Below are 22,844 nucleotides of genomic sequence, written 5' to 3'. Positions count from 1 at the left end.
GCCCCATCTGGCCGCCAGCGTAGTGAAGTAAAGCGGGGGGTTAGGTCCGGAATTCCTTCAGGTACTTGTACACCGTGGCCCGCCCCATGTTGAGCACGCTGGCGACGTAGTCGGCGCCACTGCGCCCTTCGAACGCGCCTTCGGCATGCAATGCCTGCACAAGGCTGCGCTTGTCTTTTATCTGCAGCGTTTGCAGTGACAGGTTGCGCTCCTGCAGCCAGGCATGCAGGAAGGTGTTGATGCGTTCCTGCCAGTCGTTGCGGAACAGCGAATCTGGCTGCGGCACCAGCCGGCTCATCTGGAAGAACGCATCCAGCGCCGCGCGGGCCTGCTCCAGTACCGACACATTCAGATTGATGCACAGCAGGTGCTCGGCTTCACCGTCCTGGTTGCGCAGCACGGTGCTGATGGAGCGGATCTTCTGGCCGTTCCAGTTGAGCTTCTCGTAGGGCCCCAGGTTGGCACCGTTGAGCAGGTCCCCCAGCTCGTGATCGATCGCCGAGTCATCGCCCAGTTTGCGCTGGGAGAAATTGTTGGCGATGTGCACGACGGTCTGGCTACGCAGGTCATGAAGGATGGCTTCTGCGTGCGGGTACAGCAGCAGTGCGATGCTGTCGGCGATTGCCTTGTAGTTTTCCAGGGTCATTTTCTGTCGGTGATCGGGTGCTGGATGCCCATGGTGGCGGCAAAGCGCAACTGACACAAGGCAGCTACAGGCAGGACCGGTACGTTTGCCCAGCCCGAAAACAGGCCAATTTCTCATTTCACATGCGATAAGCCGTGATTATTCCATCTTAGGAAATATTTGCAGGGTTGGTTGCTTGTCTTCATAATTGGTATGTAATTACATGGTACATAATACGGTACAAAATCGTAGGAGCAAGCATGGCCCGGGGCGGTATAAACAAGGTTGTAGTGCAGCAGGCGCGTCAGGCGCTGATTGCCCGGGGCGAAAACCCCAGCATCGATGCCATACGTATCGAGCTGGGCAACACCGGCTCCAAGACCACCATTCACCGCTATCTGAAAGAGTTGACCGGCCAGCAGCCCGTGGCCGCCGAGGGCGGCATTGCGCTGAGCGACGTGCTGAGCCGAATGGTCGGGCAACTGGCAACCCAGTTGCAGGACGAGGCCGACCTGAAGATCGAGCAGGCCGAAAGCACCTTCACTCAACAGCGCGAGCAGCTGGAAGCGCAGCTGGCGATCGCCCAGCAGGCACTGGCTGCGGCGCATCAGCAGCATCAGATCGATGTGGCCGCACTGGCCGCCGAATCGGAAAAACTGCTTTCCACCCAAAGCACCCTGCAAGCCGAACAGTTGCGCAGTGCCAGCCTCAACCAGTCGCTGGGCGAGCTGCAGGTGCGCCTGGCCGACAAGGACGAGCAGGTAAAATCACTGGAAGACAAGCATCGCCATGCCCGCGATGCACTGGAGCACTACCGCAACGCCAGCCGCGAACAGCGTGAGCAGGAACAGCGCCGGCATGAAGCACAGTTGCAACAGTTGCAAGTGGAAGTGCGCCAACTGCAGCAGGGCATGATCGTCAAGCAGGACGAGCTGACCCGCCTGCACCGCGACAACGAGCGTTTGCTGGGTGAGCATCGTCAGGCCGCCAGCGCCTGCAGGGCGCAGGATGAATTGCTGGAACAGCGTGATGCGCAGATCCAGGGCTTGCGCACGATCCTGGCCCAGGCGCAGGGTGCCAGCGAGGAAATGCGTCGGCAGCTGGATATGCAGGCACAGAGCCTGGAAGCGAGGCGCGACGTGTGCGCGGAACAGGCTCGCCAGTTACGGCAGCTTGAGGAGCAGCTCAAGGCACGAGACGAGGAGCTGCGTGAATGTCGGTCGCAGTTGTCTGCCGCTAACGCGGCGCAGTAAGTCACAGACCAGCGCTGTCTTTGCAGTGTCGCGATCGGGCCGCGGGGCAGTCCCGGCGATTTTTTGCGTCAATGTCGACATCGTAGGGCTGTTCCACAGCCCGATCGCGATACAAGGCCGCTGTTACCGAGCGCGCTCAGTCTTCGGCTTGTCTGGCTGCCTCCACACCTGCCGCCGATAGCTTGATGGGGTAGTTCACGCTGATTTGGTGGTCGCTGCTTACCGCCACGCTGCCATCCTGGATCAAGCCGGCTTCCTGCAGTGTCTTGAGCATGCCGGCCACCGCCTTTTCCCCACGGTAGTTGTCCAGCACTTCCTTGCCCAGCCCCTGAGGGTGGGCGTGCAGGAGGCGAGTCAGCACTTCGGTTTTCAATGCATCGTTACTCATGGAGGGCCTCACTTGCCATGCTTGGCCTGAAGCGCCTTGGCATGCTCCAGATGCTGTTCGAGCTTGGGCAGGGTTTCGCTCGCAAAGGCCTTGAGCTCAGCCTTGTCTGACGAGGCCGCCTCCTTCTTGAACAGCTCCACCGCCTTTTCGTGCGCATCGACCTGGTTGTTGATGTAGGACTTGTCGAACGACTCTTCTCGCCATTCCAGGATCACTTTCTTGACCTTGTCGGTCATTGCCGCCTCGTCGGGCACGGAAATGTCCAGCTTGCGGGCGATGTCCCCCAGTTTCTGGTTGGCCTGGGTGTGGTCAGTGACCATTTGCTGGGCGAATGCCTTGATCGCTGTATTCTGGCTTTTTTCCTGGGCCAGGTTGCCAGTGACCACCTCGGCAATGCCGGCCTCGGTGGCCGCCTCAACGAAGTCATCGGAACTAGCCGCCAGTGCGTGTACCGATGCCAGGCCCAACACCATGGAAAAACCGACGCGCTTGATGAAGAGACTGCTCATGCTTCACTCCTTAAACCTTGACGCGACCTCAGTGTCGCGTACGGTTGAGGGGACACGGGCGGCAAAGGTTTAATCTTTTTCCTGGGCGGCAGCGCCCAGGTGGCGCTCAACTATAGTGAAAGACGGCAAACGCGGTATACCTAGGGACTTCAATGTGTGCAGCCAGGAAGCAGGATGAAGACGGCCTCTTTGCGATAACCGGCGAGGGCCGTGCCGTGGCGCTGTTCCGCCTGGTACTGGCGTTCATGCTGGTGGTGATGCTGGCCTTCGTCCTGGTGGAAGGCTGGCGTATCTGGCGCGACTACCGGCACGCCTTCACCAATGCCGAGAATATGGTTACCAACCTGGCCCGAGCCACGGCGCAGCATGCCGAAGACGCCATCCGCCAGGTCGATGTCATCACCGCGGCGCTGGCCGAACGCCTGGAAGGCGACGGCTTCGAGCACATCGACCGGCCGCGCCTGCATACCTTGCTGGTCCAGCAGAAGCGCATCATGCCGCAGTTGCACGGACTGTTCGTGTATGGCCCCGATGGCAGCTGGATCGTTACCGACCAGGCGGTAGTCCCGCCCAATGCCAACAATGCCGACCGCGACTACTTCATTTACCACCGCGACCATCCCGACCGTGGAGTACACATCGGCTCGGTGGTGCGCAGCCGCTCGACTGGCGACCTGATCATCCCCATTTCACGGCGCCTGGAATATGCCGATGGCAGCTTCGCCGGGGTGTTGCTGGGCACCATCAAGGTGGAGTGGTTCGTGCGTTACTATGGCGATTTCAAGATCGACGAACGTGGCGCGCTGGTACTGGCCAAGCGCGACGGCACCATCCTGGTCAGGCGGCCGTTCGTCGAGCAGGTAGTGGGCCGTAGCCTGAGCAACAGCGAGATCTTCCGCAACCACTTGCCGTATGCAACGGAAGGGGTGGCCGAGGCGGTCGCCGTGGTCGACGGCACGCCACGGCTGTATGGCTTTCGCGCGCTGTCCAGCTACCCGTTGGTGGTGGAGGCGGGCTTGTCGCGGGAGTCGATCGTCGCGCCCTGGCGGCAAGACGCAATCAAGTCGGTGTCGGTACTGCTGCTGTTACTGGTGGGGCTGGCGGCCTTTGGTGGTGTGGTGCTGCGCCAGTTGCGCGAGCGTATTGTCATCGAGCGGGCCCTGCACCAGGCACACCAGACCCTGAAGGCCCTGGCACTGACCGACAGCCTGACCGGGCTGGGTAACCGCCGGCGGCTGGATGCGGTGTTCGAGCCGGAGCTGCGCCGGGCGAGGCGCCAGGGCTATCCACTGGCGCTGGTGATGCTCGACCTGGATTACTTCAAGGCCTACAACGACCGTTACGGGCACCCAGCGGGCGACCAGTGCCTGCGGCGCTTTGCCGAGTTGCTGCAACAGGCGCTGAAGCGGCCGGCCGACCTGGCTGTGCGCTATGGGGGCGAGGAGTTCACACTGCTGCTGCCCGATACCGATGCACGCGGGGCGGAGCTGCTGGTGCAGGAAGTGCAACAGCTGTTGCGTCGGCATCTGCTGGAGCATGCAGGCAGCCCCCTGGGACGGGTATCGTTCAGTGCGGGGATTGCCGTGGGTGACCTGGCACGGGAGGGGGTGACGGCCGAGAGCCTGATGGTGGCGGCGGATGCGGCGCTGTACCAGGCCAAGCGCCAGGGGCGGGATGGGTATTGTGTGGCGGGGCGTGTGGTAGTGGGAGGGGAAGAATGATTCCTTCAATTGCCTGCACCGGCAAGCCGGCTCTCATGGAACTGCACATAACTCATTGNNTAAAGCCGCTCCCACAGGGTTTGCGCATGGCTTGAGCTCAACGCTATCGAGGTGGGCGCTGGCTTGCCGGCGCCCAAGCGCTCAAGGCCCTACATAAAGGCGCATTGCACAGCGCCCCGTGAGCCCATGGGCAAGCTCCTTGGCCAGAATGCCCCGCAGCCGCGCATCCAGCAGCCCCTCATCAACCACCTCGAACCCGATCCGCGCATAGAACGGCGCATTCCACGGCACCTCGGCAAAGGTGGTCAAGGTCAGCTCCCGCCCACCCATCTGTCGTGCCGCATCGATCACCTGCCGCAGCAGCCTGCGCCCGACACCTTGCCCCTGGGCCTCCCGGCGCACCGAAATTTCATGAAGATGCAGCGCGTGATCCTCAAGGCGGGCACAGGCAAACCCCAGAATGCGCCCCTCCAGATCCTCAGCCACCCAGCTACCGCCTGCATCGACGAATGCCCGGTGTGTCTCACGGCTCATCACATCACCCTGCGCCAGCCATGCCAGCGCCGGCCAGGCGGCAAAGGCCTGGGCCGCCGAACGCTCGACGTCCGGGAGCCATTGAATGTCGCGCTCAAGGGTAGGGCGGATGCGCATGAGCCAGTCCTTTTCTAGTTGTCGATCCTAATCTGCCGCCAGCACTTGTGGCTGCAATTGCCAGCGCACCGAGCTTACACCTTTCTCCAGGCTGACCCGGCTGACCAACCGCTCCAGTTGCGCTGGTGCCTGCGCGGTGCCCAGCAGTTCGGCGCGCACTTCCAGGCGTGCAGGGTTGGCCAAATCTTCGCTGTGCAGTGATTGCAGGCGCAGTTGCGGGTCGCCCAGGCTGTGCAACATCAGGCTGCGAACCTGGATCTCGTCCTCGGCGCGGCAGACGATGCGCACTTCGAAGTGCTGCTCCGCCTCGCTGGCCGGCACCACTTCCTGGCGGTCCAGGCGCTGGGCAATGTCGCGCAGCAGGATATTGGCGCACAGCACCACCAGGCTACCCAGCGTCGCCTCCAGCAGCAGCCCGAGGCTGCAGAGTACGCCCACCGCAGCCGTGCACCACAGCGTGGCGGCGGTGTTCAGGCCACGTACGTTGAACCCGTCACGCATGATCACACCGCCACCAAGAAAGCCGATGCCCGACACCACATACGCGGCGATGCGCGACGCATCGGTGGGTGCCATGCCCGGCACTGCCTGGGTCATCAGCACGAACAGGCAGGCACCGGTGCTGACCAGTGCATTGGTGCGCAGCCCGGTCAGGCGCTGGCGCAGTTGACGTTCGGCGCCAATCAGCGCCCCCAGCAGCAGGGCGATGCTGACACGCAGCAGAAATACTTTCCAATCCATAGCAAACCTCTTCCACGGGCACACGCCCGCATGAACGCCATCAACTGGCGCGGTTGAAAAACCAGAAAATGCGCAGGACCACGAAGGGGAAGGAAGAAGAGGGGGTTACAAGAAACCACCGTCTTGCCAGGCCGGCCAGACAGTGCAGGACACTGCCGGACTAGCGCGCCAAGTGGGCCTGTCGCATGCGACTGGGGCTACTGTCCAATGCAGGTCTCCTGTTCAGGGATGCAAAATTGCGTCGCGGACCTTACGCCCCGTGGCAGGCCAGGTCAAGGGTGAAAACATGACAACGGGCTTCATCCGCACCGGGCTTGCTACCGGTCACGCCTGCATGGAAAAAAACACGGGCAATCGGTACCCTTGCGCCTTCCCTTGCCATCACCCGGACCCTTCCATGCTGTTCAATCTCGCCGTGCTGTTCGGCACCCTGGTGGCCATGGAGGGCGTTGGCACGCTGGCTCACAAGTACATCATGCATGGCTGGGGCTGGTGGCTGCACCGCTCGCACCATGAGCCGCAACTGGGCATGCTCGAAACCAATGACCTGTACCTGGTGGCCCTGGGGCTGATCGCCACGGTGCTGGTAGCCCTGGGCAAAGGTGGTCATGCGCCCTTGCAGTGGGTGGGCGGCGGGGTGGCGGGGTACGGCGTGCTGTATGTCGTGGCCCACGACGGGTTCTTTCACCGGCACTGGCCGCGCAAGCCACGGCCGGTCAACCGCTACCTCAAGCGTTTGCATCGCGCGCACCGGTTGCATCATGCGGTGAAGGGGCGCACGGGGAGTGTGTCGTTCGGGTTCTTCTATGCTCCGCCGTTGAAGGTACTGAAGCAGCAGTTGCGGCGTAAGCGCAGCCAGTTGTGACAGGGGCTCCCACAGGGAACTCGCCTCAGTTCACTGTTTCACCCTTGGCTTGCACCGCCACATGCCCGCGGCTCACCCACCAGCCAAACCCCGCCGCCGTGAAGAACATGATCAGGCTGTACAGCGCCGCCGGCACCGCCATGGTGGCGTTGTTCAGCAGTGAGGGGCTCAACGCCAGGGCAATCGCCAAGGTCCCGTTGTGAATGCCGATCTCCATGCCGATGGCAATCGCCTGGCGCTTGGGGATGCTCAGCAGGCGCGGCACCCAGTAGCCCACGCCCAGGCTCAGCAGGTTGAACAGCAGCGCGGCCAGGCCCACCACCGGCGCGTACGCGACCACGGTCTGCCAGTCCTTGGCCAGGGCCAGGACGATGGTGAACGCCAGGAACAACGCGGCCACCAGCTTCATCGGCTTCTCCATGCGTGCGGCGAAAGCGGGGGCGAAGCGGCGAATCAGCATGCCCAGCGCCACCGGCAGCAGGACGATGGCGAACACCTGCATCACCTTGGCAAACTGCAGCGGGATGGCCTGGTCCGATGCCATGAACCAGCTCAGCGACAGGTTCACCAGCAGCGGCATGGTCAGGATCGCGATCAACGAGTTGACCGCCGTCAGGGTGATATTCAACGCCACATCGCCATGGGCCAGGTGGCTGAACAGGTTGGCCGTGGTGCCGCCAGGCGAGGCGGCCAGCAGCATCAGCCCCACCGCCAGGGCCGACTCCAGGCCAAACCCGTTGGCAATCAGGAAGCACACCAGCGGCAGTAGCAGGATCTGGCAAACCAGGCCTACCACTACCGGCTTGGGGTACTTCACCACGCGGGCGAAGTCGGCCAAGGTCAGCGATAACCCGAGGCCGAGCATGATGATACCCAGGGCCAGCGGCAGAAACGCGGTGAGCAAAGGTGAGGCAGTCATGGGCGGTCTCTCGGGCGAAGGATCCCGAAGAGTGTAGGCCGGCCCTGATTGATAGCTAATTGCAAAGCGCCAGCGCTTGGTAACCGGTTGTTACCAAGCGCTGCGGCCAGTGAGGCTGCATGCCGCGTTGCAGTAGGCTTGCGGGCGCAGTAGCATTCCTGTTTTAGCCGAGGATTAGCCTGTCATGCCTTTCCAGCAAGGTCTGCTTGCCACCCCGGTGCCGGCTCACGCCCGTCACCTGTTCTTCACCCTGCAGTCGCCCGAGGCCCTGCCTGCCGCCCTGGATGCCCTGCTGTCGCAGGTTGATGGCGAACAGCTGATCCTGGGTGTCGGCGCCCCGCTGGCCAGGGCCCTGGGCCGTGAAGTACCTGGCTTGCGCGCCTTCCCGCAGCTGGATGCCGCCGTGGAGAACCCCAGCACCCAACACGCCCTGTGGCTGTGGCTGCGCGGTAACGAGCGCGGCGACCTGCTGCTGCGTGCCCAGGCCCTGGAGCTGGCGTTGGCACCAGCCCTGCGCCTGGCCGACAGCGTCGACGGCTTCCTGCACCGTGGCGGCCATGACCTGACCGGTTATGAAGACGGCACCGAAAACCCGGTGGACGAAGAGGCCGTGCAGGCGGCCATTGCCGCCGACGGCTCCAGCTTTGCCGCGTTCCAGCTGTGGAAGCACGACCTGGAGTACTTCAAGTCGCTGCCCCAGGCCGACCAGGACAACATCATCGGCCGCCGCCTGAGCGACAACGAAGAGCTCGACGACGCCCCCGAGTCGGCCCATGTCAAGCGCACGGCCCAGGAAAGCTTCGAGCCAGAAGCGTTCATCGTCCGTCGTTCGGTGGCCTGGGCTGACCAACGTGGCGCTGGCCTGGCCTTCGTGGCCCTGGGCCACAGCTTCGAGGCATTCGAAGTGCAGCTGCGGCGCATGAGCGGCCTGGAGGACGGCATCATCGACGGCCTGTACCGCTTCAGCCGGCCACTGACCGGTGGTTACTACTGGTGCCCACCCATGAGCGAGGCGGGTGTCGACCTGAGCCTGCTGATGCAGGCCTGATCGCTACACATCCAGATACAGAAACACCGGCTGCAGCGGGGTACAGCGGCTAGCCTTGAAAGTTTCCGCGCCATGACGGAGCTTTCCATGTACGCACGTCGCGATGTCCTACGCGCGGGTGCAACCCTGGGCTTGCTGGCCGCCAGCCCGTGGTTGCACGCCGCCGCCCCGGCAGGTTTGCTGACCCGCAAGGTGCCGTCCACCGGTGAAGCGCTGCCGGTGATCGGTGCCGGTACCTCCGGCAGTTTCGAAGTGGAAGCCGGCTCGGCCCAGTACCAGCAGCTGAAAGTCGTACTGAAGGCGTTCTTCGAAGGCGGTGCCCGGGTCATCGACACCTCGCCCAACTACGGCGGCGCCGACAGCATTCTCGGCCAGCTACTGGAAGAGGGCGGTTGGCACCGGCAGTGCTTCATCGCCACCAAGATCGCCGCCGACAGCCGGGCAGACGCCGAAGCGCAATGGGCCGGTAGCCTCAAGAGCCTGCGCACCGGCAAGGTCGACTTGCTGCAAATCCACAACCTGCGCGACTGGCAGACCCAGCTGCCCTATGCCCGCGAATTGAAGCAGCAGGGCAAAGTCCGCTATGTCGGCATCACCCATTACCTGAACAGTGGCCAGGACGAGGTCGCCCGCATCGTGCGCAGCGAACCGCTGGATTTCATCCAGATCAATTACTCGGTCAATGCCCCCGGCGCCGCCCGCGAGCTGCTGCCCCTGTGCCAGGACAAGGGCGTTGGCGTGCTGATCAACCGGGCTTTCGACGACGGCCGCCTGTTCGCGCGGGTCAAGGACCAGGCCTTGCCCGGCTGGGCCGCAGAGGCGGGTATCGGCAGCTGGGCACAGTTGTTTCTCAAATTCGCCATCAGCCACCCGGCGGTGACCACGGTCATCCCTGCGACCAGCCGGCCCGAGCGCCAACTTGACCAGCTCAAGGCCGGACACGGGCCGTTGCTGACCCAGCCTCAGCAACAGGCGCTGATCGAGCTGCTTGCCTGACACCATGGCAGCCTGGCGGCGGCGCCTGGACCAGGGGCTGAACATCCAGCCCGGCGAGGGGCCGGCGGTGATCGCCGGTGTGCTGCTGTTCTACCAGTTGTTCACTGGCTACTTCATGCTGCGCCCGGTGCGTGAAACCATGGGCGTTGCCGGTGGCGTGGACAACCTGCAATGGCTGTTTACCGGCACCTTCATCGCCACCCTGGCGTGTCTGCCGTTGTTTGGCTGGCTGGCCTCCAAGGTGCAGCGCCGGCACATCCTGCCCTGGACCTACGGCTTCTTCGCCAGCAACCTGTTGCTTTTTGCCGTGCTGTTCGCCCGCGACCCGGAAGCGCCATGGACGGCCCGGGCCTTCTACATCTGGTTGTCGGTGTTCAATCTGCTGAGCATCTCGCTGGCCTGGAGCGTACTCGCCGACCTGTTTTCCACCGCCCAGGGCAAGCGCCTGTTCGGCCTGCTGGCGGCCGGGGCCAGCCTGGGCGGGCTCAGTGGTCCCATCCTGGGTACGCTGCTGGTGGTACCGCTGGGCCATGCCGGTTTGCTGGTGCTGGCCGGGGCGCTTCTGCTGGGCAGCATCGGCGCGACGTTGTTCCTGCAACGCTGGCGAACGCGCCATCCACTGCCGGTACAAGCCGAGCGGCCGGACTCCCGACCACTGGGCGGCAACCCGTTTGCCGGTGCCACTGGCGTACTGCGCTCGCCCTACCTGCTGGGCATTGCGCTGTTCGTGGTATTGCTCGCCAGTGTCAGCACCTTCCTGTATTTCGAACAGGCGCGCATCGTAAGCGAAACCTTCACCGAGCGTACCCGACAAACCCAGGTGTTCGGCCTGATCGACACGGTGGTTCAGGCCCTGGCGATCCTCACTCAAGTGTTCCTTACCGGTCGCCTGGCTCGCCGTATGGGGGTGGGCGTGCTGCTGGTGGCGGTGCCGCTGGTGATGGCAGCGGGCTTCCTGTGGCTGGCACTGGCCCCGGTGTTCGCCGTTTTCGCGGTGGTGATGGTGGTGCGCCGGGCCGGTGAGTACGCGTTGGTGCGGCCGGGGCGGGAGATGCTGTTCACCGTGCTGCCCGCCGAGGACAAGTACAAGGCCAAGAACTTCATCGACACCGTGGTCTATCGTGGCGGCGACGCCTTGAGTGGCTGGCTCAAACGGGCGCTGGACGTGATGGGTGAGCATCCGCAACTGGCGATGCTGATCGGTACGCTGCTTGCCTTGGGTTGGGCGACGACCGGAGGTTGGCTGGGACGGCGCCAGGCGCGCCTGGATAGCACGCCGCGCGACTGACAGGCGCGCCAAATATGCTGGTGCCGCTTATTTAATGCCGCTGGTCCGAACGCTTCGCATTAAACCGAATCCGCCGGAATGACCGAACTCCCAACAGGTGTACGGCAGGTAATGCCGTGCATTCCGAAGTCATACGAGGTTTAAGACCATGGCCAACAAAGAGAACAGCCGCACCGGCAACCATCAGGGCAGCCAAGGTGGCAACAAGAACCCGGGCAACTTTGCCAATGACCGCGAAAAAGCCTCCGAAGCTGGGCGCAAGGGCGGCCAGCAATCCGGTGGCGACCGTACCAGCGAATCGGGCCGCAAGGGCGGTCGTTCGTAAATGAGGCTACGCAGTGCCCGGGCGACCGGGCGCTGCGATCTTGCACAGAAGGAGAACCCCATGCGATTGATCCCACTGATAGCCCTGGTGGGCACCCTTGGCTTGCTGGCTGGCTGTTTCGACCGGGATAACGACCACCCGGCAAAGGATGCCGACCAAAGCAAACCCTCGCTGCAGATGCAGCAACCCGGCGACAAACCTGCTCCGCAACCTGCTCCAGACCCTGAACCGATGCCCGGTCAGAAACCCAGCCAATAAAACGTGGACAAGGATTACCGCATGACGGCAATGACCCGCAAGACCGACGCGGTGATACCGGCTTCGGCAAATGGGCCAAGCCTGACCGAGCGTTACAAGACGTTGCTCGAAGGCCCCGACACCACGAGCGCCGCGTGGCTCAGCGAACAGTTGGCACGTGCGCAACATTTGCCGGATGACCTGCCTGCCGATCCTGCTCAACTGGACGCCTGGAGCGCTCGCCATGCCAGCCAGGTGGCTGAAGCCTATGCGTGTTACCTTGAGCAACGCCGCCAAGGTGCACCAAGGCGCTATTTTGCCAACCGCGCCCAGGCGCTGTGGTTCCTGCAACAGGTGGCGCCCACCAAGGCAGTGGACGGGGCATGGCTGCACAGCACCTTGCGACATTGGGGCGATCCCCGCTATCACGGGCTTATCCGCACCTACATGGAAGAGCTGGGCGGCGGCGATCCGCGTTGCAACCACGTGCTGATCTACCAACGGCTGTTGAGCCGGCTGGGTTGCCTGGTGCTGCCTGAGCTGGACGACCAGCGTTACCTGCAAGGCGCCTTGCAGCTGGTACTGGGGCGCTACGGCGATGATTTTCTTGCCGAGGTGATCGGCTACAACCTGGGCTACGAACAACCGCCGCTGCATCTGTTGATCACCACCTACGAACTGGCGGAGCTGGGCATCGATGGTCATTACTTTCAGCTTCACGTGACCATCGACAACGCGGCCAGCGGGCATGCGCATCTGTCCATCCAGGCGCTACGCCAACTCTGCCCGGTCGACGACGCTGGCCAGTTCTACCAGCGGGTGCGCAGTGGGTACCGCTTGAATGGCCTGGGGCTTGATACACCCAGCCTGATCAGCAGCTTCGATCTTGAAACCGAACTGCTGTCGGCACTGGAGCATAAGCGCTCCTTTGGCCAATTCATGCACGCCGACCATTGCCGCGTGCAAAAGCGCACCGTCAACCAATGGCTGGCCGAGCCCGGTGCCATGCCCGCGTTTTTGCTGGCCCTGCAGGCGCAGGGCTGGATCCGCCGCGGTGAGGAGCCTGCCAACAGCCGCTGGTGGGCGCTGATCGACGGCCCCTCGGCACCGATGTATGGCGTGTTCACCGCCTATGAAAAACAACTGTGGCACGACTGGATCGCGGCAGGCTGGCAAGCCCGGGGTCGCCGCGTGCTGCCTGGCAGCTGGGAGGTGCATGTGCAATTGGATGATGCGCTTACGATTCCTGCCCCGGACGCCGATATCGAGACCTTGATCGACACGCTGTCCGGTAACCGCCATGCGACACCGGAAGGACTGCTGGCCACCCGGCGCTACCTGCAGGCTACCGGCCTGATTCAGGAGGCAACCCGCTGATGCTGCTCGATCCACTACAGATCCAGGCTGACCAGGCAATGCTGCAATTGGGCAAGCGCCTGCGTGCCGACGGCTACCGCTTCACCAGTGTCACCCCGGCAACTCATGCTCGGGTGAATGCGCGCCCGGAAGCCGAGCAGGCCAGGACCGCACGCGATGTGTTTGGCTGGAACCGTCCGTTCCGTTCGTCATTGGTTTCTGCCGATGAGCTGGATCAGATGCGGCGTGCCCAGGTGCTGAAGGCGCACGGGGAGTTGCTGCTCAGCACCGTGCGCTGGTCCACAATCGACGACCTGCTGCTGGTGCACTCCGCGTACCCCACCCAGGAAGCCGACGCGGTATTTTTCGGCCCGGACAGTTACCGTTTCGCCCAGGTCATCCATGATCATCTGCAACGCACTCCGAAGCGCATCGAACATGCCGTGGATATTGGTTGCGGCACCGGTGTCGGCGCCTTGCTGATTGCCCGGGCGGCGCCCCATGCCCAAGTCAGCGCCGTGGACATCAACCCGCTCGCGCTGCGTTACACCGCGATCAACGCGGCACTGGCGGGCCTGAGCAATGTGTCCGTGGAACCGAGTGATATCCTCGACGGCATTACCGGGCTGTTCGACCTTATCGTTGCCAACCCGCCGTACATGCTGGATGCCAGCGAACGTACCTATCGGCATGGCGGTGGTTCGCTCGGCGCGCAGCTGTCGCTGCGGATCGTCGAACAGGCCTGCGAGCGGCTGGGTTCAGGCGGCTCGCTACTGTTGTATACCGGCGTGGCGATCATCGATGGCCGGGACGCCTTGCTCGACGCCGTCCGCCTGCGCCTGGCGGGCCCGGCGTGGTCCTGGGTGTATCGGGAAATCGACCCGGATGTGTTTGGCGAACAACTGAGCGAGCCCGGTTACGAGCAGGTCGAACGCATCGCCGCCGTGGTGCTTACAGTCACCCGCAACAGCTGAGGCAGCATGGCACGACCCTGCACGTTCGGCATCGAGGAAGAATACCTGCTGGTGAACCTGGACTCGGGGCGGGTGCCAGCCACACCTTCGCCAGCCGTGGTCGGGCGTTGTCGCGAGGCGCTGGGCCAGCATTTTGCCCAGGAAATGTTCCGCAGCCAGATCGAAGTGGCCTCGCCGGTGTTTGCCAACCTGTTCGAGGCACGCGAGTTCTTCCAGCACAGCCGCCAGCGGCTGGGCACCGCGCTGGCCGAAGAGGGCATGGGCCTGTACGGCGCGGCAAGCCACCCCAATGCCGCCTGGCTGCGGCAGCAACCCGCCACCCCGGCGCACTACCGGCAACTGTTCGCGGACTACCGGCATGTGGCGCGGCGCAGCCTGCTCAACGGCCTGCACGTTCACGTGGGCGTTCCGCCAGGCTGCGACCGCATGCAACTGATCAACCGCGTACTGGGCTGGCTGCCCTTGTTGCTGGTACTGAGTACGTCATCCCCGCTGTGGGCAGGCCAGTGCACCGGCTACATGAGCTACCGGCGAGTGATTTGCGGGGAGTGGCCACACATGGGGCTGCCCGAGCCTTTGCCGGACTGGGCCGCCTACGAGCGCTACCGTGCCTTGCTGCAGCGCACCGGTTCGCTGGCCGCGGACGGCGACTTCTGGTGGGCGATCCGGCCTTCGCGACGCTTCCCGACGGTCGAACTGCGCATCTGCGATGGCTGCCCGCGGCTGGAGGACGCGCTGTGCATCGCTGCACTGTTTCGCCACCTGATCGAGCACAGCATCGTGTACCGGCATGACCCCGCGGCCTGCAACCGCGAGCAGCGCTGGATCACCCAGGAAAACTACTGGCGTGCCATGCGCCATGGGCGCCACGGTGAGTTCATCGGCCTGCACGGGCAACAGCCGGTTACGGCCGAAGGCTGGCTGGCCCAGTTGCAGGAGCATTTGCCGGTCGACACCGCAGACGCCGAACGCGCCTTCCACCATGCACACCACCTGCTGCGCGACGGCACCCATGCCGACCAGCAACTGCAGTGCCTGGCCCAGGCCCGCGCTGCTGGCCTGGGCAGGGCGCAGGCGTTACGGGCCGTGGTGGCCGCCGGGGCTTGCAATTAGCCGGGGTTGGCCGAAAATGGCCGCGCCTTTCGCAGCCACTCGGAACCACCTGCGCCATGATGCTGATCAAGCAATTCCCCGACATTTCCCTGGATGACACGCTGTTTGTCTTCGCCCTCGAAGCCGAGGCCGGCGAGGTATTCGCTGACGTCAACACCGTGTTCACCGGCATCGGCAAGGTCAATGCCGCCATCGCGCTGACCAAGGCCATTGCCACGCGTCGGCCCAGGCTGATCGTCAACCTTGGCTCGGCCGGCAGCCAGCGCCATGGCAAGGGCGAGGTGGTGTGCTGCACCCGCTTCGTGCAGCGCGACATGGACGTGACCCCGCTGGGCTTCGACCGCTACCAGACGCCTTTGTCGGACATCCCGGTGGTGTTGGAGCATGGTGCGCAGATCCCCGGCCTGGCCCTGGAAACCTGCGGCAGTGGCGACAGCTTCGAGATCAACCATGGCAATGCACCTTATGACGTGGTCGACATGGAAGCCTACGTGCTGGCGCTGATCGCACGCGGCGAAGGTATCCCGTTCGTGTGCCTGAAGTACATTTCCGATGATGCCGGCAGTGACGCGGCGCAGGACTGGGCGGTGCAGGTGCACCTGGCGGCCGAGGCTTTCCGGCGGGTGCTGTTCAGCCAGTCGTGACTGCTGGCAAGTCTGAAACGAGCCTTGGCCTGACATTCGGTATCTGGAACTCAGGCATACAGTACTAGTCTTAATATGTGGGAATATTTCCCACGCAAAGAGGCTGACTGGCTCTCAGGGATCGTGCGAAAACCGCAGTTGCTCGCTGACACTGCAGATCTATGGCCGCGCCGGTTGGCTGGCCGCTCCATGGGCGGTTGCGAACTCATTGGTCATTGCGTTTGTTACGGAGATGACGACGCAACGCCAAGCGGAGGTGCATCATGTTGCTCAAGAAATGTTTGTTGGCATTGGCAATTGGTGGCGTCCTGTCGGCATCGACCGTTCTGGTGCCCGACTACATCGGTAGTTTCTCCAGCGTGTATGCCAAAGACGGTGGCAGCGGCGGCGGTGGTGGTCACGGCGGTGGCGGTGGTTCTGGAGGCGGTGGCGGCCACGGTAATGGCGGCGGTGGCTCTGGAGGCGGTGGCGGTCACGGTGGTGGCAGCGGTGGCTCTGGAGGCGGCGGTCACGGTGGTGGTAGCGGAGGCAGTGGTCACGGTGGTGATGGCGGTGGCGGTCATGGCGGTCATGGCGGCCCGGGGGCCGGCGATGGTGACCATGGTGACCATGGTGGCATGGCCGGCAAAGGCCCAGGCGATGCGCATGACAACGACAACGATGTGGCGGATGCCGCCAGGGACGCAGCCCGAGACGATGCTGATGCGGCCAGAGACGCTGCAAGGGCTGAGGCCGATGCCGCCCGGGATGCGGCAAAAGCTACTGCAGATGCAGCCAGAGCCGAGGCCGATGCCGCCCGCGACGCCGCAAAAGCTGCTGGCGTAGCCGGCGCAGATGACGCCAGAGAAGCTGCCAGGGACGCGGCAGATGCTGCCCGCGACGCAGCCAGAGACCAAGCTGATGCAGCCAGAGATGCTGCCAGGGCTACGGCAGATGCCGCCAGGGACGAAGCCAAAGTCGCTGCCAATGCAGCCAGAGACGCTGCAAGGGCTGATGTGGACGACGCGCCAGACGCGCCAGATGCACCGGATGTGGACGCAGTTGAGGTACGGAACTAGTCGCTTTGAGTAACGTATCGACCGCTGGTCGGTGTATGGGCCAGTTGGAAAAAACCATCGATGGCGGTTTACCTCGAAATCGGTAGAGCGGCCTTCGCGGGCTTGCCCGCTCCCACAGGACTACCACCAGCTTCAATACCTGTAGGAGCGGGCAAGCCCGCGATTGGGCCAATACCGGTTTCACCAGAGGAGTGGCCCCATGTCCAGCAAACCCCACGACCAGTTCAGCATGCAGAACCCGCTGACCCAGTACCCGCACCCGCCATTCCCTGCCCAAGGCCAGCCGGCACCGGGGCTGGACGCCAACATGCAGCCCGAGCCAGACCACGGCGAAACCACCTACAAGGGCTTTGGCCGCCTGGCAGGGCGCAAGGCGCTGATCACCGGTGCGGACTCGGGCATCGGCCGGGCCGTGGCCATCGCCTTCGCCCGCGAGGGTGCCGACATAGCCCTCAACTATCTGCCCATCGAACAACCTGACGCGCGCAAAGTCATCAAACTGATCGAAGCCGAAGGCCGCAAGGTGGTGGCCATTGCCGGTGACCTGAAGGATGAGCAGTTCTGCAAGGAACTGGTCGACCAGGCCCACGAGCAACTCGGCGGCCTGGACATCCTGGTCAACGTCGCCGGCAAGCAGGAAGCGCGCAAGGACATCAGCCAGATCAGTCACGAACAGTTCGACCACACTCTGAAGACCAATGTCTACGCGCTGTTCTGGTTGTGCCAGGCGGCCGTGCCGCTGATGCCGGCGGGGGCGACCATCATCAACACCGCTTCGATCCAGTCTTACCAGCCTTCGGCCACCTTGCTCGACTATGCCACCACCAAGGCGGCGATCGTCGCCTTCACCAAGGCCCTGGCCAAACAGGTGATCGAGCGCGGTATCCGGGTCAACGCCGTGGCCCCGGGGCCTATCTGGACAGTGCTGCAACCCAGTGGTGGCCAACCACCGGAGAAAATCCCCGACTTTGGTGCGCACACGCCCATGAAGCGCCCAGGGCAGCCCGCCGAATGTGCGCCGGTGTATGTGTTGCTGGCCAGCCAGGAGTCCAGCTATATCACCGGCGAGGTATTCGGTGTGACGGGTGGCAACCCGCTGCCATAGGGCAGGGCAGCTAAACCTTCGCCGCCCGGTGCAGTCGATTCAGGTATTGGCAGGCAATCTTGGGAGCACCGCTAATGGCTCGGGCAATCTGGAAAGGCGCCATCAGTTTCGGCCTCGTGCACATCCCCGTGGCCCTCAATACCGCAGTGCGCACCGAGCGGGTCGATTTCGACTGGCTCGACAAGCGCAGCATGGAACCGGTGGGCTACAAGCGGGTGAACAAGGTCACCGGCAAGGAGATCGACAAGGACAACATCGTCAAGGGCGTTGAGTTCGAGAAGGGCCGCTACGTGGTGATCAGCGAGGAGGAAATCCGCAAGGCCCGGCCCGAGGCGACCCAGACGATCGATATCTTTTCCTTCGTCGAGGCCGGCGAGATCCCGCTGCAGTACTTTGATACGCCGTACTACCTTACCCCGGACCGTCGTGGCGGCAAGGTGTATGCCTTGCTGCGCGAAACCCTGGCCAAGACCGGCAAGGTGGCGCTGGCTACGGTGGTGCTGCACACCCGCCAGCACCTGGCGCTGCTGCGACCGCTGGATGACGCACTGGTGATGATTACCCTGCGCTGGCCGGAGGAGGTGCGCGGGCTGGAAACGCTGGAGCTGGACAGCAGTGTGACCGAGGCCAAGGTGGACAAGCGCGAACTGGACATGGCCAAGCGACTGGTGGAAGACATGAGCGGGCCGTGGAAACCGGCGGATTACCAGGATGTGTTCCGCCAGACCATCCTGGACCTGGTGGAGGAGAAGGCCAGCAAGGGCAAGATCGAGACGGTGGAGAAGGGCGAGGCGACGGAAGCGGGCAAAGGCGCAGATATCCTCGACCTCACCGAACTGCTCAAGCGCAGCCTGGGTGGCAAAAAGCCGGCGAAGAAGACACGCAAAGCGTCGTGAACCCTGGCGCTTGACGCAAGCCAGCAACGCAGGGCGCTGCACAGGACTTGTTGCGCTGGCAGGGACCTTGTGGGAGCGGGTTTACNNAGCCGGTGCCATGCACCGCGCTGGATGTTTCGCGGGTGAACCCGCTCCCACAGGGTGCGCAGGCCCGCCAGATATCGGCCAGGGCTTCGGCGGCGCCGTACCAGCAGGCCGCAATGCCAGCGCCGCCATGCCAGAACCATGGGCCTGGCTCCTTGTTCAGGCACTGCGGGCGCAGCGTTTCAGGCAAGCCCTCATCAGGCCAGCCCCAGCTGCTTGCGCATGCCCACGGTGATCGATTGCCTTGTCTTGCCATAATCGGCCCAGGGGTCGTCCACATCGTCCAGACGCTCAAGTACATTGTCGATGTTCCACTGGTTGGCGCCCTTAAGTTGCGGCAGTTCCTCGCGCCAGATCGGCACGGATACCGGCAGGCCTTCACGCGCGCGCAGGGTGTAGGCGCAGGCGGTGGTCGCACCCTTGCCGTTGCGCAGGTAGTCGATGAAGATGCGCCCGACGCGGTTCTTGGGCCCGGAAACGGCACTCAGCCTGTCGGGGAAGAGCCTGGCCAGGTAATCGACGATGGCGTGGCTGAACGCCTTGACTTCATCCCAGCTGGCCCGCCGGGTCAGGGGCACGACCAGGTGCATGCCTTTGCCGCCACTGGTCTTGAGGAACACCCTCAAGCCCAGTTCATCCAGCAACGTCAGGGCCAGTTGGGTGGCTTCGAGCATGGCCTTCCACGGCAGTGCCGGGTCCGGATCGAGGTCGAGGACGAAGCGGTCGGGCTTGTCGAAATCCTTGTCGGTGGCGTTCCAGGTGTGCAGCTCGAGCATGTTCATCTGCACCGCTCCCAGCAGGGTATCGGCGCGGTTGATGACCATCGCTGCCTGGCCGGCCTCGGCCTTGTCGTAGCTGAGCACGTGGGGTATATGCAGCTGGCCTGCGTTCTTCTGGAAGAACAGCTCGCCGGTCAGGCCGTCCGGCGCGCGCACCAGTGCCACCGGGCGATCCTTGAGCTGGGGCAGGATCCACTGGCTGACGGCGGCGTAGTACTCGGCGACCTCGCGCTTGGTCACGCCGCGGGTGGCGTCGATTATCCGCTCGGGGTGGGTCAGGCGCAGCTCGCCCAAGGCCTCTGGGGCCTTGGCCTGCTTGCGCTTGGGCAGGGTCTTGGCGGGCATGCTGCGCTCCAGGTCGATGGCGGTAGCCGGTTTGTCATCACGCAGGCCGTGGAACACCGAATGGCGCACGATGCCGTCACGGGTCATCTGGGCATAGGCGACTTCGGCCAGCAGCTGCGGTTTCAGCCAGTGCACGCCGCGGGCTTCGGCTCCCGCGGGCGGCTTGGGCAGGGCCGGCGTGTCGATTTCCAACGGTTCCAGCCGGGCATGGATGCTTGCCAGTGTGGTGGCACTGAAGCCGGTACCGACCTTGCCGGCATAGCGCAACTCGCCGCTGTCGTTGTCGTGCAAGGCCAGCAGCAGTGCGCCGAAACCGCTGCGGCTGCCTTTCGGGTCGGTGTAGCCGACGATCACGAACTCCTGGCGCTGCTTGCATTTGAGCTTGATCCAGTCGGGGCTGCGACGGCCGCTGTAGGGGCTGTCGACGCGCTTGCCGATCAGGCCTTCGAGTTGCAGCTGGCAGGCGCTGTCGAGCAGGGATTCGACGGGCTGGTCAAAGTCGGCGGAGTACCGGAGTACGTCCGATTCATTGTGTTCCAGCAAGTGCTGCAAGGTGCTGCGCCGGTCCTGCAGCGGTATTTGGCGCAGGTCCTGGCCGCCGAGGAAGGGCAGGTCGAACAGGTAATAGGTGATGTGCTCGTCATGTTCGGTGTCGAAGGCGTTCTGCAGCGCCTGGAAGTCCGCCGCGCCGTTCTCGCCGGCCACCACCACCTCGCCATCGAGCCAGGCCGCGTCGATGCCCAGCGCACGCAAGGCGGCAACCTGCCTGGGCAGCTTGCTGCTCCAGTCGTGGCCATTGCGGGTGAACAGGCGGACGTCATCGCCGTCGATGCGGGCAAGGATGCGATAACCGTCGAACTTGACTTCGTAGCGCCAGTCGCCGCCGGGCGGGGAGTCGACCAAGGTCGCCAATTGTGGCTGCAGTTGCGTCGGCAACGGCACCTTCCGGCCTTTGCTGGCCGGTTTGCGACGTGGTGCAGCGGCTTTTTTTGCTGCTGGCTTGCGCGGCACCAGCGTACGGTCGCTGAGGACGCTGTCGGGCTGGGCGTCGACGATGCTGTAGTCGGCTTCGCTACGCGCCTGGCTGTCTTGCGACTTGACCAGCATCCACTGTTCCTTCTTGCCGGCCAGGTGGGTGCGAAACAGATTCCACACGCCGCCAAGCTTTTCGCCTTGCAGGCGGAAGCGCAACTTGCCCTTGGCATAGGCTTCGTGCGCATCGCCTTCGGGCTCCCAGATGCCCCGGTCCCAGACGATCACGTCGCCCGCGCCGTAATGGCCCTCGGGGATATGGCCTTCGAAATCGGCGTAGTCCAGCGGGTGGTCCTCTACGTGCACGGCCAGGCGGCGCACCTTCGGGTCCAGCGAGGGCCCTTTGGGGATTGCCCAGCTTTTCAGCGTGCCATCGAGCTCCAGGCGGAAGTCGTAGTGCAGGTGACTGGCGTCATGCTTCTGGATGCAGAACTGCAGCGCATGGGCCCGCTTGCCATGGCTGCGCTTGCCGCTGGGCTCGGGCGTGGCGTTGAAGTCGCGCTTGCGCGCGTATTCCTCTAGGGGCTTGGCCATGACGGCTCCGGGCGGTTCTGAGTCTCTATGGTGGGAGCCAGCGGCCCGGGCGGTAGTTCAAAAAAACTCTGAATCTTCAACGATCAGGTGCAGTCGACCGAATGAAGCCACTTGACGGAGAACACACATGGCCCGAGCAGATGAACCGAAGCCGTATACCCCGAGCGAAATCGACGACACCGAAGACCGCATGGGCAGCGTAGATGAACTGGACTTCGACGAGCGCCTGGATGAGCGCGAGGGGCGTGTGGGCGACGAGCGCCCGGCCGCGGACGTGGCCCGCGAGTTCCCGCCCCGGCGCGTGGCCGAAAGCGGCATGACCGGCGGCGAAGCGCTGAGCGACAGTTTGCACGAAGACAACGTTACCTACGACGACCTGAGCCCGGACACTCTGCTGGATGAGACCGGCGCCCGCGACCCGCATGAGCCTGGCAGCACCGGCGGACCGGCAGACAAGACCCTGCGCCGGGTGGAGGCCCATGAAATCGGCGGCGGCATAGGCCTGGACGAAGCCGAACTGGCCCGCTCCGCACCGCTGGATGGCGAACCGTGGACTGATGATGTAATCGATGACGAGGAGAGCAAGCCATGAACGAACTGCGTTGTGCCTGTGCGCATTGTTCCTGCACCGTGGATGCCAACGCCTTGCAGCTCGAAGGCAAGGTGTATTGCTGCGAAGCCTGTGCCAGCGGGCATCGCAATGGCGAGCCGTGCCGGATGCCGGATTGCCACTGTGGCGAAAAGACCGGGGAGAGCGCGGTGGACAATGCGCTGGACGAGACTTTCCCGGCGAGTGACCCGATTTCACCCTGAAACAACGCCGTCCCATAGCTTCTGCATAGGTTTATGGGGCGGTGATGGTCCTGTGGGAGCGGCCTTGCGTCGCGAAAGGCCCCTCCCACACAAAGCAGCGCGCAGGCCTGCAGAATCAGTGAGTCTGCCAGATGCCGTTGCTACGCTCGCAATCGGTGCGGGCCTGGCCCAGGCTTGGGGTGTCGTAGTAATAGGTGATTACCCGCGCATCCTTGGGCAACGCCGGCTTGTCACCGCCAGCTGCCTTGGGGTTGGCCAATGCCTCCCGGGTCAACGGTGCGATGCAACTGCCAACGCTGCCGTCCGCGCAACGGGGGACCTTGTGCTTTTCGCTGTTGAGCACGTCCTTGCTCTCGTTGCTGCACGACCAGTTGATCGCTTCGGCGGGCAGGTTGCTGTAGCTGTAACAGCTGTGTCGCACCACCGGTTTGACCGCCTCGCTGGAGGACCGCGTCAGCACGTTGCAGGCTTCGGCCAGGGCCTGGCCACTGACCAGACTGGCCCCCATCAATATCAGGACAGCGACACGCATTTGCCACCTCCGG

25 protein-coding genes are annotated in these 22,844 nt (G+C 63.8%); 17 read left to right on the top strand and 8 right to left on the bottom strand.

Annotated features, from left to right (window positions below; genetic code table 11):
• Positions 1–40: 40 nt before the first annotated feature.
• Positions 41–646 carry a helix-turn-helix transcriptional regulator gene (locus M2S36_RS18455; protein ID WP_284383479.1) on the bottom strand — a complete coding sequence of 202 codons (606 nt, stop codon included), beginning with the start codon at positions 644–646 and terminating at the stop codon, positions 41–43.
• 239 nt (positions 647–885) lie between these two features.
• Between M2S36_RS18455 and M2S36_RS18450 the strand changes: the two genes are divergently transcribed.
• Positions 886–1,878, top strand: a complete 993-nt coding sequence (locus M2S36_RS18450) for a DNA-binding protein (RefSeq protein ID WP_233687796.1) — start codon at positions 886–888, stop codon at positions 1,876–1,878.
• Between the two features lie 136 nt (positions 1,879–2,014).
• Here the strand turns inward: M2S36_RS18450 and M2S36_RS18445 are convergent, their stop codons facing one another.
• Positions 2,015–2,266: a hypothetical protein gene (locus M2S36_RS18445; protein WP_207831939.1), complete on the bottom strand. Its 252-nt coding sequence runs from the start codon at positions 2,264–2,266 to the stop codon at positions 2,015–2,017.
• A gap of 8 nt (positions 2,267–2,274) precedes the next feature.
• Positions 2,275–2,775: a DUF4142 domain-containing protein gene (locus tag M2S36_RS18440; RefSeq protein ID WP_207831941.1), complete on the bottom strand. Its 501-nt coding sequence runs from the start codon at positions 2,773–2,775 to the stop codon at positions 2,275–2,277.
• Between the two features lie 152 nt (positions 2,776–2,927).
• Between M2S36_RS18440 and M2S36_RS18435 the strand changes: the two genes are divergently transcribed.
• Positions 2,928–4,496 (top strand): sensor domain-containing diguanylate cyclase, encoded by a 1,569-nt coding sequence (locus M2S36_RS18435; protein ID WP_333957581.1) that lies wholly within the window; start codon positions 2,928–2,930, stop codon positions 4,494–4,496.
• 141 nt (positions 4,497–4,637) lie between these two features.
• On the opposite strand, the gene M2S36_RS18430 is transcribed toward M2S36_RS18435, so the two are convergent.
• A complete protein-coding gene (locus M2S36_RS18430) occupies positions 4,638–5,147 on the bottom strand; it encodes a GNAT family N-acetyltransferase (protein WP_207831945.1) in 510 nt (169 codons plus the stop codon).
• A gap of 27 nt (positions 5,148–5,174) precedes the next feature.
• Complete coding sequence (locus M2S36_RS18425) at positions 5,175–5,888, bottom strand: MgtC/SapB family protein (protein WP_207831947.1); 714 nt, start codon at positions 5,886–5,888, stop codon at positions 5,175–5,177.
• 397 nt (positions 5,889–6,285) lie between these two features.
• On the opposite strand from M2S36_RS18425, the gene M2S36_RS18420 reads away from it, so the two are divergent.
• On the top strand, positions 6,286–6,753 hold the full coding sequence (locus tag M2S36_RS18420; protein ID WP_063914617.1) for a sterol desaturase family protein: 468 nt from the start codon (positions 6,286–6,288) through the stop codon (positions 6,751–6,753).
• 25 nt (positions 6,754–6,778) lie between these two features.
• Here M2S36_RS18420 and M2S36_RS18415 read toward each other — a convergent pair whose 3' ends face one another.
• Positions 6,779–7,672 (bottom strand): bile acid:sodium symporter family protein, encoded by an 894-nt coding sequence (locus M2S36_RS18415; RefSeq protein ID WP_233687799.1) that lies wholly within the window; start codon positions 7,670–7,672, stop codon positions 6,779–6,781.
• Between the two features lie 184 nt (positions 7,673–7,856).
• Here M2S36_RS18415 and M2S36_RS18410 point away from each other — a divergent pair, with 184 nt between their 5' ends.
• The 12 genes from M2S36_RS18410 to ku all read left to right on the top strand — a co-directional run bounded on the left by M2S36_RS18410 (position 7,857) and on the right by ku (position 18,712).
• Positions 7,857–8,720 carry a Dyp-type peroxidase gene (locus M2S36_RS18410; RefSeq protein WP_207831953.1) on the top strand — a complete coding sequence of 288 codons (864 nt, stop codon included), beginning with the start codon at positions 7,857–7,859 and terminating at the stop codon, positions 8,718–8,720.
• 87 nt (positions 8,721–8,807) lie between these two features.
• Complete coding sequence (locus M2S36_RS18405; RefSeq protein ID WP_333957578.1) at positions 8,808–9,716, top strand: aldo/keto reductase; 909 nt, start codon at positions 8,808–8,810, stop codon at positions 9,714–9,716.
• A 4-nt stretch (positions 9,717–9,720) separates the two neighbouring features.
• Entirely contained in the window at positions 9,721–11,004 is a 1,284-nt protein-coding gene (locus tag M2S36_RS18400) for an NTP/NDP exchange transporter (RefSeq protein ID WP_333957611.1), read from the top strand.
• A 148-nt stretch (positions 11,005–11,152) separates the two neighbouring features.
• Positions 11,153–11,329: a general stress protein gene (locus tag M2S36_RS18395; protein ID WP_333957577.1), complete on the top strand. Its 177-nt coding sequence runs from the start codon at positions 11,153–11,155 to the stop codon at positions 11,327–11,329.
• Positions 11,330–11,389: 60 nt separating this feature from the next.
• On the top strand, positions 11,390–11,587 hold the full coding sequence (locus M2S36_RS18390) for a hypothetical protein (protein ID WP_063914623.1): 198 nt from the start codon (positions 11,390–11,392) through the stop codon (positions 11,585–11,587).
• A 21-nt stretch (positions 11,588–11,608) separates the two neighbouring features.
• Positions 11,609–12,943: an iron-containing redox enzyme family protein gene (locus tag M2S36_RS18385; RefSeq protein WP_333957575.1), complete on the top strand. Its 1,335-nt coding sequence runs from the start codon at positions 11,609–11,611 to the stop codon at positions 12,941–12,943.
• Positions 12,943–13,896 carry a methyltransferase gene (locus tag M2S36_RS18380; RefSeq protein ID WP_207831959.1) on the top strand — a complete coding sequence of 318 codons (954 nt, stop codon included), beginning with the start codon at positions 12,943–12,945 and terminating at the stop codon, positions 13,894–13,896. The genes M2S36_RS18385 and M2S36_RS18380 overlap by 1 nt, the downstream gene beginning before the upstream one ends.
• Positions 13,897–13,902: 6 nt before the next feature.
• Positions 13,903–15,009, top strand: a complete 1,107-nt coding sequence (locus M2S36_RS18375; RefSeq protein ID WP_207831961.1) for a carboxylate-amine ligase — start codon at positions 13,903–13,905, stop codon at positions 15,007–15,009.
• A 56-nt stretch (positions 15,010–15,065) separates the two neighbouring features.
• A complete protein-coding gene (locus M2S36_RS18370; protein ID WP_207831963.1) occupies positions 15,066–15,653 on the top strand; it encodes a phosphorylase family protein in 588 nt (195 codons plus the stop codon).
• 363 nt (positions 15,654–16,016) lie between these two features.
• Complete coding sequence (locus M2S36_RS18365) at positions 16,017–16,478, top strand: hypothetical protein (RefSeq protein WP_333957574.1); 462 nt, start codon at positions 16,017–16,019, stop codon at positions 16,476–16,478.
• Positions 16,479–16,910: 432 nt separating this feature from the next.
• Positions 16,911–17,816: an SDR family oxidoreductase gene (locus tag M2S36_RS18360; RefSeq protein WP_207831964.1), complete on the top strand. Its 906-nt coding sequence runs from the start codon at positions 16,911–16,913 to the stop codon at positions 17,814–17,816.
• 74 nt (positions 17,817–17,890) lie between these two features.
• Positions 17,891–18,712, top strand: coding sequence for a non-homologous end joining protein Ku (gene ku, locus M2S36_RS18355; protein WP_207831967.1), 822 nt, complete (start codon positions 17,891–17,893; stop codon positions 18,710–18,712).
• Between the two features lie 281 nt (positions 18,713–18,993).
• On the opposite strand, the gene ligD is transcribed toward ku, so the two are convergent.
• On the bottom strand, positions 18,994–21,486 hold the full coding sequence (gene ligD / locus M2S36_RS18350; protein WP_333957573.1) for a DNA ligase D: 2,493 nt from the start codon (positions 21,484–21,486) through the stop codon (positions 18,994–18,996).
• Positions 21,487–21,613: 127 nt separating this feature from the next.
• On the opposite strand from ligD, the gene M2S36_RS18345 reads away from it, so the two are divergent.
• Entirely contained in the window at positions 21,614–22,078 is a 465-nt protein-coding gene (locus M2S36_RS18345) for a phosphotransferase system, HPr-related protein (RefSeq protein ID WP_333957571.1), read from the top strand.
• On the top strand, positions 22,075–22,299 hold the full coding sequence (locus tag M2S36_RS18340) for a metallothionein (RefSeq protein ID WP_207831973.1): 225 nt from the start codon (positions 22,075–22,077) through the stop codon (positions 22,297–22,299). The genes M2S36_RS18345 and M2S36_RS18340 overlap by 4 nt, the downstream gene beginning before the upstream one ends.
• A 115-nt stretch (positions 22,300–22,414) precedes the next feature.
• Here the strand turns inward: M2S36_RS18340 and M2S36_RS18335 are convergent, their stop codons facing one another.
• On the bottom strand, positions 22,415–22,831 hold the full coding sequence (locus M2S36_RS18335) for a hypothetical protein (protein WP_333957570.1): 417 nt from the start codon (positions 22,829–22,831) through the stop codon (positions 22,415–22,417).
• Between the last annotated feature and the right edge of the window lie 13 nt (positions 22,832–22,844).

It is taken from the genome of Pseudomonas sp. SF2, from assembly GCF_036858055.1.
GTDB lineage: Bacteria > Pseudomonadota > Gammaproteobacteria > Pseudomonadales > Pseudomonadaceae > Aquipseudomonas.
This window is presented reverse-complemented; position numbering and strand designations above follow the sequence as displayed.

Bases quoted from the DNA above. Each gene is read 5' to 3' on its own strand.
- M2S36_RS18370 (WP_207831963.1), top strand. From the start codon at position 15,066: ATGATGCTGATCAAGCAATTCCCCGACATTTCCCTGGATGACACGCTG.
- M2S36_RS18335 (WP_333957570.1), bottom strand. From the start codon at position 22,831: ATGCGTGTCGCTGTCCTGATATTGATGGGGGCCAGTCTGGTCAGTGGC.
- M2S36_RS18360 (WP_207831964.1), top strand. From the start codon at position 16,911: ATGTCCAGCAAACCCCACGACCAGTTCAGCATGCAGAACCCGCTGACC.
- M2S36_RS18340 (WP_207831973.1), top strand. From the start codon at position 22,075: ATGAACGAACTGCGTTGTGCCTGTGCGCATTGTTCCTGCACCGTGGAT.
- M2S36_RS18410 (WP_207831953.1), top strand. From the start codon at position 7,857: ATGCCTTTCCAGCAAGGTCTGCTTGCCACCCCGGTGCCGGCTCACGCC.
- M2S36_RS18400 (WP_333957611.1), top strand. From the start codon at position 9,721: ATGGCAGCCTGGCGGCGGCGCCTGGACCAGGGGCTGAACATCCAGCCC.
- M2S36_RS18415 (WP_233687799.1), bottom strand. From the start codon at position 7,672: ATGACTGCCTCACCTTTGCTCACCGCGTTTCTGCCGCTGGCCCTGGGT.
- M2S36_RS18395 (WP_333957577.1), top strand. From the start codon at position 11,153: ATGGCCAACAAAGAGAACAGCCGCACCGGCAACCATCAGGGCAGCCAA.
- M2S36_RS18425 (WP_207831947.1), bottom strand. From the start codon at position 5,888: ATGGATTGGAAAGTATTTCTGCTGCGTGTCAGCATCGCCCTGCTGCTG.
- M2S36_RS18430 (WP_207831945.1), bottom strand. From the start codon at position 5,147: ATGCGCATCCGCCCTACCCTTGAGCGCGACATTCAATGGCTCCCGGAC.
- M2S36_RS18435 (WP_333957581.1), top strand. From the start codon at position 2,928: ATGTGTGCAGCCAGGAAGCAGGATGAAGACGGCCTCTTTGCGATAACC.
- M2S36_RS18405 (WP_333957578.1), top strand. From the start codon at position 8,808: ATGTACGCACGTCGCGATGTCCTACGCGCGGGTGCAACCCTGGGCTTG.
- M2S36_RS18385 (WP_333957575.1), top strand. From the start codon at position 11,609: ATGACGGCAATGACCCGCAAGACCGACGCGGTGATACCGGCTTCGGCA.
- ku (WP_207831967.1), top strand. From the start codon at position 17,891: ATGGCTCGGGCAATCTGGAAAGGCGCCATCAGTTTCGGCCTCGTGCAC.
- M2S36_RS18450 (WP_233687796.1), top strand. From the start codon at position 886: ATGGCCCGGGGCGGTATAAACAAGGTTGTAGTGCAGCAGGCGCGTCAG.
- M2S36_RS18440 (WP_207831941.1), bottom strand. From the start codon at position 2,775: ATGAGCAGTCTCTTCATCAAGCGCGTCGGTTTTTCCATGGTGTTGGGC.
- M2S36_RS18390 (WP_063914623.1), top strand. From the start codon at position 11,390: ATGCGATTGATCCCACTGATAGCCCTGGTGGGCACCCTTGGCTTGCTG.
- M2S36_RS18455 (WP_284383479.1), bottom strand. From the start codon at position 646: ATGACCCTGGAAAACTACAAGGCAATCGCCGACAGCATCGCACTGCTG.
- M2S36_RS18420 (WP_063914617.1), top strand. From the start codon at position 6,286: ATGCTGTTCAATCTCGCCGTGCTGTTCGGCACCCTGGTGGCCATGGAG.
- M2S36_RS18380 (WP_207831959.1), top strand. From the start codon at position 12,943: ATGCTGCTCGATCCACTACAGATCCAGGCTGACCAGGCAATGCTGCAA.
- M2S36_RS18365 (WP_333957574.1), top strand. From the start codon at position 16,017: ATGCCAAAGACGGTGGCAGCGGCGGCGGTGGTGGTCACGGCGGTGGCG.
- M2S36_RS18375 (WP_207831961.1), top strand. From the start codon at position 13,903: ATGGCACGACCCTGCACGTTCGGCATCGAGGAAGAATACCTGCTGGTG.
- M2S36_RS18345 (WP_333957571.1), top strand. From the start codon at position 21,614: ATGGCCCGAGCAGATGAACCGAAGCCGTATACCCCGAGCGAAATCGAC.
- M2S36_RS18445 (WP_207831939.1), bottom strand. From the start codon at position 2,266: ATGAGTAACGATGCATTGAAAACCGAAGTGCTGACTCGCCTCCTGCAC.
- ligD (WP_333957573.1), bottom strand. From the start codon at position 21,486: ATGGCCAAGCCCCTAGAGGAATACGCGCGCAAGCGCGACTTCAACGCC.